Here is a 7,615-nt window from a genome sequence, read left to right as displayed (position 1 = left end):
TTGGGCTGGCGGGGACCGGCATGTTTAACGGTCTGCTGATTTTCTAAAGCGGCAGCCGCTACTTCCGCCACACCCGCGGCGTCGACAGGCAGGCGCTGCGGGCGGTGAAGTTTGTGCTGCCCACCTGGGGCTGGCTGGTGGTGATGCTGTGCGTGGCGCCGGTGTTCTTTACGCTGCTGCTGCAAAATAACTGGTCCGGCTATCTGCTGGCGATCGTCTGCGTGTTTGCCGCCCAGATGGTCGCGCGGATCATGATCGCCTCCCCGCAGCACCGCCGGGCGCTGTGGCAAATCGTTCTGCTGATGCTGACCGGGACGCTGTTCTGGGTTCTGGCGCAGCAGGGCGGCAGCTCGATTAGCCTGTTTATCGACCACTTTGTTAACCGCCGCCTGCTGAATATTGAAGTGCCGACGGCGCTGTTCCAGTCGGTCAACGCGGTGGCGGTGATGGCGGCGGGGGTAGCGCTGGCGTGGCTGATGCGCCCGGAAGGCGCCACCCGCTCCGCGCTGCGGGTATGGCTGAAATTCGCCTTTGGCCTGGTGCTGATGGGCTGCGGATTTATGCTGCTGGCGCTTAACGCCCGTCACGCAGCCGTCGACGGCCAGGCCTCAATGGGGCTGATGGTCGGCGGGCTGGCGCTGATGGGGTTTGCCGAGCTGTTTATCGACCCGGTGGCGATGGCGCAGATTACCCGCCTCAACATGCCCGGCGTGACCGGGGTGCTGACCGGTATTTACATGCTCGCCACCGGCGCGGTCGCCAACTGGCTGGCGGGGATGGTGGCGCAGCAGACCACCGAATCGCAAATCAGCGAAACGGCCATTGCCGCTTATCAGCACTTTTTCTCCCAGATGGGCGCATGGACGCTCGGCTGCGTGGCGGCGATCGTGCTGCTGGCGTTTGCCGCAACATGCAGCCTCGGCAAACGTCGCGCCGCCGGCGAAATTCCCGGCGGAGGCGCGTAAGCCGTGAGGCTATCTCAGGTGCGGGAGCGGCATGCGCTCCTTGCACCGTTCAACAATCAGGAGGAGGATATTCTGGCTGGGGCGGAAGCCTAAGATAAAAAATCGTTAGTGAAGCGATGGCTGAGTGAGATCGGCCGGAAGTGAAGCCAGGTTCGTTACGATTGTTCTCCATCGATGGCGCCCGAGACGGGCCGCGCCGGAGGGTGACCTGGTTCAATTATCGAAGCAAGTTTGAAAGCAGGGTTATGAGGAACCAACATGTCTGAACAACAAGCACAAAGTGCCGATGAGGCAATTGACCTTAATAATGAACTGAAAAGCCGTCGTGAAAAGCTGGCCGCGCTGCGCGAGCAGGGTATCCCGTTCCCGAACGATTTTCGCCGTGACCATACCTCTGACCAGCTGCACGCTGAATTTGACGACAAGGACAACGAAGCGCTCGTCTCCTTGAACGTTGAAGTCTCCGTGGCTGGCCGCATGATGACCCGTCGTATCATGGGTAAAGCCTCCTTCGTGACCTTGCAGGACGTTGGCGGCCGCATCCAGCTGTACGTGGCGCGTGACGATCTGCCGGAAGGCGTCTACAACGAGCAGTTTAAAAAGTGGGACCTCGGCGACATCATCGCCGCCCGCGGTAAGCTGTTCAAAACCCAAACCGGCGAGCTCTCTATCCACTGCAGCGAGCTGCGTCTGCTGACCAAAGCCCTGCGCCCGCTGCCGGATAAGTTCCACGGCCTGCAGGATCAGGAGGTGCGCTATCGCCAGCGCTATCTGGATCTGATCGCCAACGACGCCTCGCGCCACACCTTTAAAGTGCGCTCGCAGATCCTCGCGACGATGCGTCAGTTCATGGTGGCTCGCGGCTTTATGGAAGTCGAAACCCCGATGATGCAGGTGATCCCCGGCGGCGCGTCAGCCCGTCCGTTTATCACCCACCACAACGCGCTGGACATGGACATGTACCTGCGCATTGCGCCGGAACTGTACCTTAAACGCCTGGTCGTTGGCGGCTTCGAGCGCGTCTTTGAGATCAACCGTAACTTCCGTAACGAAGGCATCTCCGTGCGCCATAACCCCGAGTTCACCATGATGGAACTCTATATGGCGTACGCGGATTACAAAGATCTGATCGAACTCACCGAGTCGCTGTTCCGCACCCTGGCGCAGACCGTGCTGGGTAAAACCGAGGTGCCTTACGGCGACCAGGTTTTCGACTTCGGCAAGCCGTTTGAAAAGCTGACCATGCGCGAGGCTATCAAGAAATATCGTCCGCAAACCGAGATGGCGGATCTCGATAGCTTCGACGCGGCGAAAGCGATTGCCGAATCTATCGGCATCAACGTTGAGAAGAGCTGGGGCCTGGGCCGCATCGTCACCGAAATCTTTGACGAAGTGGCGGAAGCGCACCTAATTCAGCCGACCTTCATCACCGAGTATCCGGCAGAAGTGTCGCCTCTGGCGCGGCGTAACGACGCCAATCCGGAGATCACCGACCGCTTTGAGTTCTTTATCGGCGGACGTGAAATCGGTAACGGCTTCAGCGAGCTCAACGACGCCGAAGACCAGGCGCAGCGCTTCCTCGACCAGGTGAACGCCAAGGCCGCCGGCGACGACGAAGCGATGTTCTACGACGAAGACTACGTGACCGCGCTGGAGTATGGCCTGCCGCCGACCGCCGGTCTGGGCATTGGTATCGACCGGATGGTGATGCTGTTTACCAACAGCCATACCATCCGCGACGTAATCCTGTTCCCGGCGATGCGTCCGCAGAAATAAGCCAGCGTAAAAAGCAAAGCCCCGAGGCGCGTCTGCGTCCCGGGGCTTTTTTATGTCCGCCTGCCGTCAGGCGCGGCCCACGCGGCCCCAGACCATCCGGCCCCGGTGGAAGGTTGCGGCGCGCGGCGAAATGCGCGCCACCGCTTCGGCGGAGCAGGAGGCGTCAACCAGCACGAAGCTGGCGTCGTCCTGGACCTTGGGCCACACGCGCTCGCCCCTGTCGTTCAGCGGCAGCACGTCGCCGGTGGCAATCGCCAGCGAGCGGGAGAGGGTCTGCTCATTCGGGCGAATGTAGAGCTGGGCGTAGAGGTTGGCCTTCTCCAGCATGTCGCCGAGGCCGTACGGCGACCAGTGATCGATAACGCTGTCGGTACCGGTCATCACAAACACGCCTTTCTCACGCAGCTGGCTCAGCGGCATATGCAGGGTACCGATCGGCACGGTTGAGGCGATGGTTATCCGCGCGGCCGCCATGCGCTCGGCAATCGCCGCGACCTGCCGTTCGTTGAGGGTCGCCAGGGCAAAGGCGTGGCTGATGGTCAGCTTGCCCTTCAGCTGCGGGGTTTTCTCCACGGTTTCTACCATGTAGTTTATCGCCGCCACGCCCGCCGGGCTGGTTTCGTGCAGATGAATATCCACCCCTTTGTCATAGTCCAGCGCTATCTGGAACATGGTATCGAGCGATTTCTCCATTGCGCCGTCGACGTTGGTCGGATCCAGGCCACCGACATAGTGCGCCCCGGCCTGCATCGCTTCGCGTACCAGCGACTCGGAGTGCGACAGCAGCAGGCCGTGCTGCGGGAAGGCGACGATTTCACATTCGAATCCCGGACTGCGCCGCGCCAGCACCGCCTGCAGGTTTTCGAGGTTTTTTAGTCCCGAGGTCGGTTCGATATTGCAGTGGCTGCGGGCCACGGTGGAGCCTTTGGACTGGATAAGATCGATAAGCTTCTCTGCGTGCTGCTGGGTATAGGGCTGCAGCTCAGGCAGCAGCTTCTGCTCAAGCTTAATCATATCCTGAATCGTGGTGCCCGCCGGGCGGTTCAGGGAGCGCCACGGGCCGCCGTAAAAGGTTTTATCGAGGTGAATATGCATGTCGCGCATCGCCGGGAGCATCAGCATGCCCGCCGCGTCGTAGCGGGGGAGGGCGGCATCGGGATGGCTTTTATTGCTCCGCAGGGCCGCTATCTTCCCGTCGCGAATCTCCAGGGTCTGCAGCTCGGTGCGGGTATGGACCACCGCCCCGTTTTCATACTCGAAGCCGCTCTCCAGCAGCACGTTGTCGAGGTAGTAGTGCCTGTCGCCGAGGCTCGTGGTCCCCTGGGGATCGCTGCAGGCGGCCGGGCTGCTGCCGTCCGCGTAGGAGGAGGGGGCCGCTGCGCCGAGCAGGGCCGCGGCGGCGGCTATTTTCCCGCTGCGGGTGAGAAACTCCCGGCGGCTATTGTCGTTATTCATCTTTCTTCCTTTATTTATGCATCGTTAGCTATGCGCCGTTAGTCATGCACAATGTGGGTGCCCGTTTCCCCGCGCAGCGCGGCGGGCAGGCGTTCGGGGGTGGTAATAATGACCCGGCTGCCGCCGTGGGCTAAGAATGCCAGGCTGGCGACGATTTTCGGCAGCATGCTGCCCGCCGGAAAGTGGCCCTCCTGCATATAGTGGGTCATCTCGCCGACGGTTACCGTTCCCAGCGCCTGCTGGTTGGCTTTGCCAAAATGAATGCACACCTTCTCAACGCCGGTGGTAATAACCAGCACGTCGGCGTGAATTTCCCGCGCCAGCAGCGCGGTGGAGAGGTCTTTATCGATGACCGCATCCACGCTCTGATAATCGCCGCCTTCGCCGCGCACGACCGGAATACCGCCGCCGCCGGCGCCGATTACCAGGAAGCCCTGGCGGGTGAGGGTTTTTATCGCCTCGGCCTCAACGATGCGCTTTGGCTCCGGCGAGGCCACCACCCGGCGATAGCCGCGACCGGCATCTTCGACGAAGCGCCAGTCGGGATGCGCCAGCTGCAGTTCGTCGCGCTGGGCGGCGCTAAAAAATGCGCCAATCGGCTTGGTGGGATGGGCAAAACCGGGATCGTTTTTGTCCACCTCAACCTGGGTGACGACGGTAACTGCCTTCTGCTCGCCGCGATGGGCCAGGCGATTATTGAGCGCCTGCTGGATCAGATAGCCGATGCCGCCCTGGGTATCGGCGACGCAGTTGGCCAGCGGAGTGAGCGGCAGGCCTTCGCGCTCGTGGGCGATTTCGGCACGACGGAGATCCAGCCCAACCTGCGGCCCGTTGCCGTGGGTGAGCACGATGTTATAGTCCGATGCCAGCATCTCCAGTACCGTATCCGCCACGGCTTTCACGGCTTCGGCCTGATGCTCAATCGACTGGCTGGCGTTATCTTTGATGATGCTGTTGCCGCCAATGGCAACGACCACGAGTTCTTTCATTGTCCGGGTTCCGCTACAGAGGGTAAGAGAGTTATGGTTGTTCGCCGTTGCCCGGGAGCGCCGCCCCCGGGGAACCCCTGGCTAGGCGAGGTAACGCTCGCTCCAGCGCAAAATGGCCTTTTCAAAGCAGGCGAACGGCGGGTGGACAATGCCGGCGCCGATCATGCCGATCCCGGCATCCTTATGGGCGATGGCGGTATTGATCACCGGCAGAATGCCGCTGCTGCCGACGCGGGTAATATCTATGGCGGTCGGAACGCCCATAAAGCCGAGCAGCGGAATGGTGACGTTGGGGTTTTCGCCGAGGGTGATTTCACGCATCTGCCGCGAAAAGTCGATCGCCTCCTCAACCGTGCCGCCTACCAGCGCGACGATAGCCGGCGCCGTCGCCATCGCAAAGCCGCCGATGCCGTAGGTTTCGGTAATCGCGCTATCGCCGATATCCAGCCCGGAGTCTTCCGGTTTATAGCCGGCAAACATCGGGCCGATAACCTGCTGGGCCGGGCCGGTAAACCACTCTCCCGGCAGGCCGCTGACCCGCAGGCCGAACTCGACGCCGTTGCGCGCCATGGTGGTAACCACGGTGCTGTACTCAATGCCGTGGGCCGCATCCATCGCCGCTTTACACATCGCCATCCACGTCGGGCCGGAGAAGTAGTCGCTGCTGGCGACAAACTCGAAGACTTCGCGCTGCTGCTCAACGGAGTAGCCGGCCTGGATAATGCCCGGCGTCAGCGCCTGGATCAGCAGGGTGGTGCCCGCATTGTTGCGGTTGTGGCACTCGTCGCCCATATGCAGGGCCTGGGCCAGCATCAGGCGCAGGTCGATTTCGCCGACGATCTTCATCGCCTCCCGCAGCATCGGCCCCTGCACGTCGCGCATCCAGTTAAGGCGATCGATCACGCTCTGGTCGTTGGCCCCCATGCGCAGGATCTTCGCCATCTGCTCGCTCATGTTGGTAAACGCGACGTTGCCGTAGGTTTTATTCTCGACAATATGCATGAACATTGAGGCCGAGGTGACCCCCGCCATTGAGCCGACGCAGTCGTGCTCGTGGCACGGTGAGAAGATGATCTCCCCGGAGGCCGCCAGCTCTGCGGCCTCATCCAGATCCTGCGCCAGGCCTTCGAACACCAGCGCCCCGGTCACCGCGCCCTTCATCGCGCCGCACATCTGCTGCCACTGGACCGGCGGCCCGGCGTGGAGGATGGTTTTGGCGGTCATGCCGGGAACCACGTTAATGGCCTGATCGAAGCCGGTCAGCACCGGGTGCGACTGAATAATGCGCTCCAGCGCCTGCCGGTTGGCGGCGGCGATTTTGTCGGCCAGCGCGGAGTCGGCGATGGCGTCCAGCGCCTGCACGACCTGCATATTGCCCTGACCCGGCGGCGTCCAGTCGAGCTGGGTAACGGCGACGTGCTGCTTTTTCAGATCCTCGCTGAACAGGGCGATCCCAACGTTAATCACGTTCAGCGGCTGGTTGAATAGTGGCTGGCTCATCAGGCTTTTTCTCCTTTGCAGATAAACTCGCGCGCCAGCAGGCCGGTATGGCTGCTGCTGCTGGCCAGAATGACGCCGGCATCGCTAAGCGTGCGGCGCTGTTGTTCCAGTGACGGGGCGTCGAGGTCGGTGCCGAGCACGTAGCCGAGGATCGCCAGCGGGCGTCCGTCGGCGGCGGCAATGGCCTGCGCCTGCTTAATCGCCTCCAGCATCGCGCCGGCGGGATCCTCATGGGAGCCGAAGCCCAGCACGAAATCCATAACGATAGCAGCGACCTGCGGATCGCGGGCCTCCTGCAATAGCCGCTGGATGCGGCTGGTCGGGTCGATCATCGGGTGCGGCCTGCCGTTGGTGAAGTCGTCATCGCCGAAGTCGAGGAAGGTATGCCCGACGCTGCGGTTGATGTCCGTCAGGCGCAGCGCCGGGTCGGGCTGGATATTGCTGTAGACCTCGGCCTCTTGTTCCAGCAGCGCAAACATCGCTTCATCGCACAGGGTGCCGCCGCAGAACAGGCCGCGAATATACTTCTGCTGCGGGGTCAGGCGCGCGCGAACGTCGGCAATCAGCGCCCGATCCGCCACCTGGCGATCGTCGTCTGCGGGCGTAATGCCGCAGAGCGCCACCGCTTTCAGCGCCGCTTCGTAGGTGCCGCGGGCAAACTGCAGGCCGCTCTCATCCGCAGGCGCTTCGGCGCGGCCGAGGAAGCAGGCCACCACCGGCTTGCGGCAGGCGCGGGCGCGTTCAATGACCCTGCGCGCCACCGCCGGAGCCGGGGGTTTTGAGATCAGGACGACGATCTCGGTCTGCGGATCGTCTTCCAGCATCCCGATGGCGTCCAGCATCATCAGGCCGCCGATTTTTTCGCTCAGATCGCGCCCGCCGGGGCCGATAAGCTGCGACACGCGGCCGCCGAAATCGTGGAGCCTAACG

The 7,615-nt window shown here is 62.4% G+C and carries 4 protein-coding genes and 2 pseudogenes; 2 read left to right on the top strand and 4 right to left on the bottom strand.

The genetic code is table 11. The features are described 5' to 3' along the window. Nucleotides 1–965 (top strand): annotated as a pseudogene (locus PFH44_RS22700) (POT-type proton-dependent oligopeptide transporter); the annotation flags it as partial. Nucleotides 966–1,223: 258 nt separating this feature from the next. Next, entirely contained in the window at nt 1,224–2,741 is a 1,518-nt protein-coding gene (lysS, locus tag PFH44_RS22695) for a lysine--tRNA ligase (protein ID WP_045854324.1), read from the top strand. Between the two features lie 66 nt (nt 2,742–2,807). Here lysS and PFH44_RS22690 read toward each other — a convergent pair whose 3' ends face one another. The 4 genes and pseudogenes from PFH44_RS22690 to PFH44_RS22675 form a co-directional block, all read right to left on the bottom strand. Next, nucleotides 2,808–4,196 (bottom strand): amidohydrolase family protein, encoded by a 1,389-nt coding sequence (locus PFH44_RS22690; RefSeq protein WP_283826228.1) that lies wholly within the window; start codon nt 4,194–4,196, stop codon nt 2,808–2,810. A 38-nt stretch (nt 4,197–4,234) separates the two neighbouring features. Continuing rightward, nucleotides 4,235–5,185, bottom strand: coding sequence for a carbamate kinase family protein (locus tag PFH44_RS22685; protein WP_283826227.1), 951 nt, complete (start codon nt 5,183–5,185; stop codon nt 4,235–4,237). A gap of 81 nt (nt 5,186–5,266) precedes the next feature. Then, the gene (locus PFH44_RS22680; protein WP_283826226.1) at nt 5,267–6,685 is read right to left on the bottom strand and encodes a YlbE family protein; all 1,419 of its coding nucleotides are present in this window, start codon (nt 6,683–6,685) and stop codon (nt 5,267–5,269) included. After that, nucleotides 6,685–7,615, bottom strand: a pseudogene (locus tag PFH44_RS22675) (hypothetical protein); the annotation flags it as partial. The pseudogene PFH44_RS22675 and the gene PFH44_RS22680, both read right to left, overlap by 1 nt.

Source organism: Klebsiella sp. Ech2A (genome assembly GCF_030078455.1).
GTDB classification, from domain to species: Bacteria; Pseudomonadota; Gammaproteobacteria; order Enterobacterales; family Enterobacteriaceae; genus Klebsiella; species Klebsiella terrigena.
The sequence above is the reverse complement of the archived record's forward strand: the minus strand, read 5'-3'. Positions and strand labels throughout refer to the sequence as shown.

Coding starts and splice junctions, on each gene's coding strand:
- lysS (WP_045854324.1), top strand. CDS start 1,224: ATGTCTGAACAACAAGCACAAAGTGCCGATGAGGCAATTGACCTTAAT.
- PFH44_RS22690 (WP_283826228.1), bottom strand. CDS start 4,196: ATGAATAACGACAATAGCCGCCGGGAGTTTCTCACCCGCAGCGGGAAA.
- PFH44_RS22685 (WP_283826227.1), bottom strand. CDS start 5,185: ATGAAAGAACTCGTGGTCGTTGCCATTGGCGGCAACAGCATCATCAAA.
- PFH44_RS22680 (WP_283826226.1), bottom strand. CDS start 6,685: ATGAGCCAGCCACTATTCAACCAGCCGCTGAACGTGATTAACGTTGGG.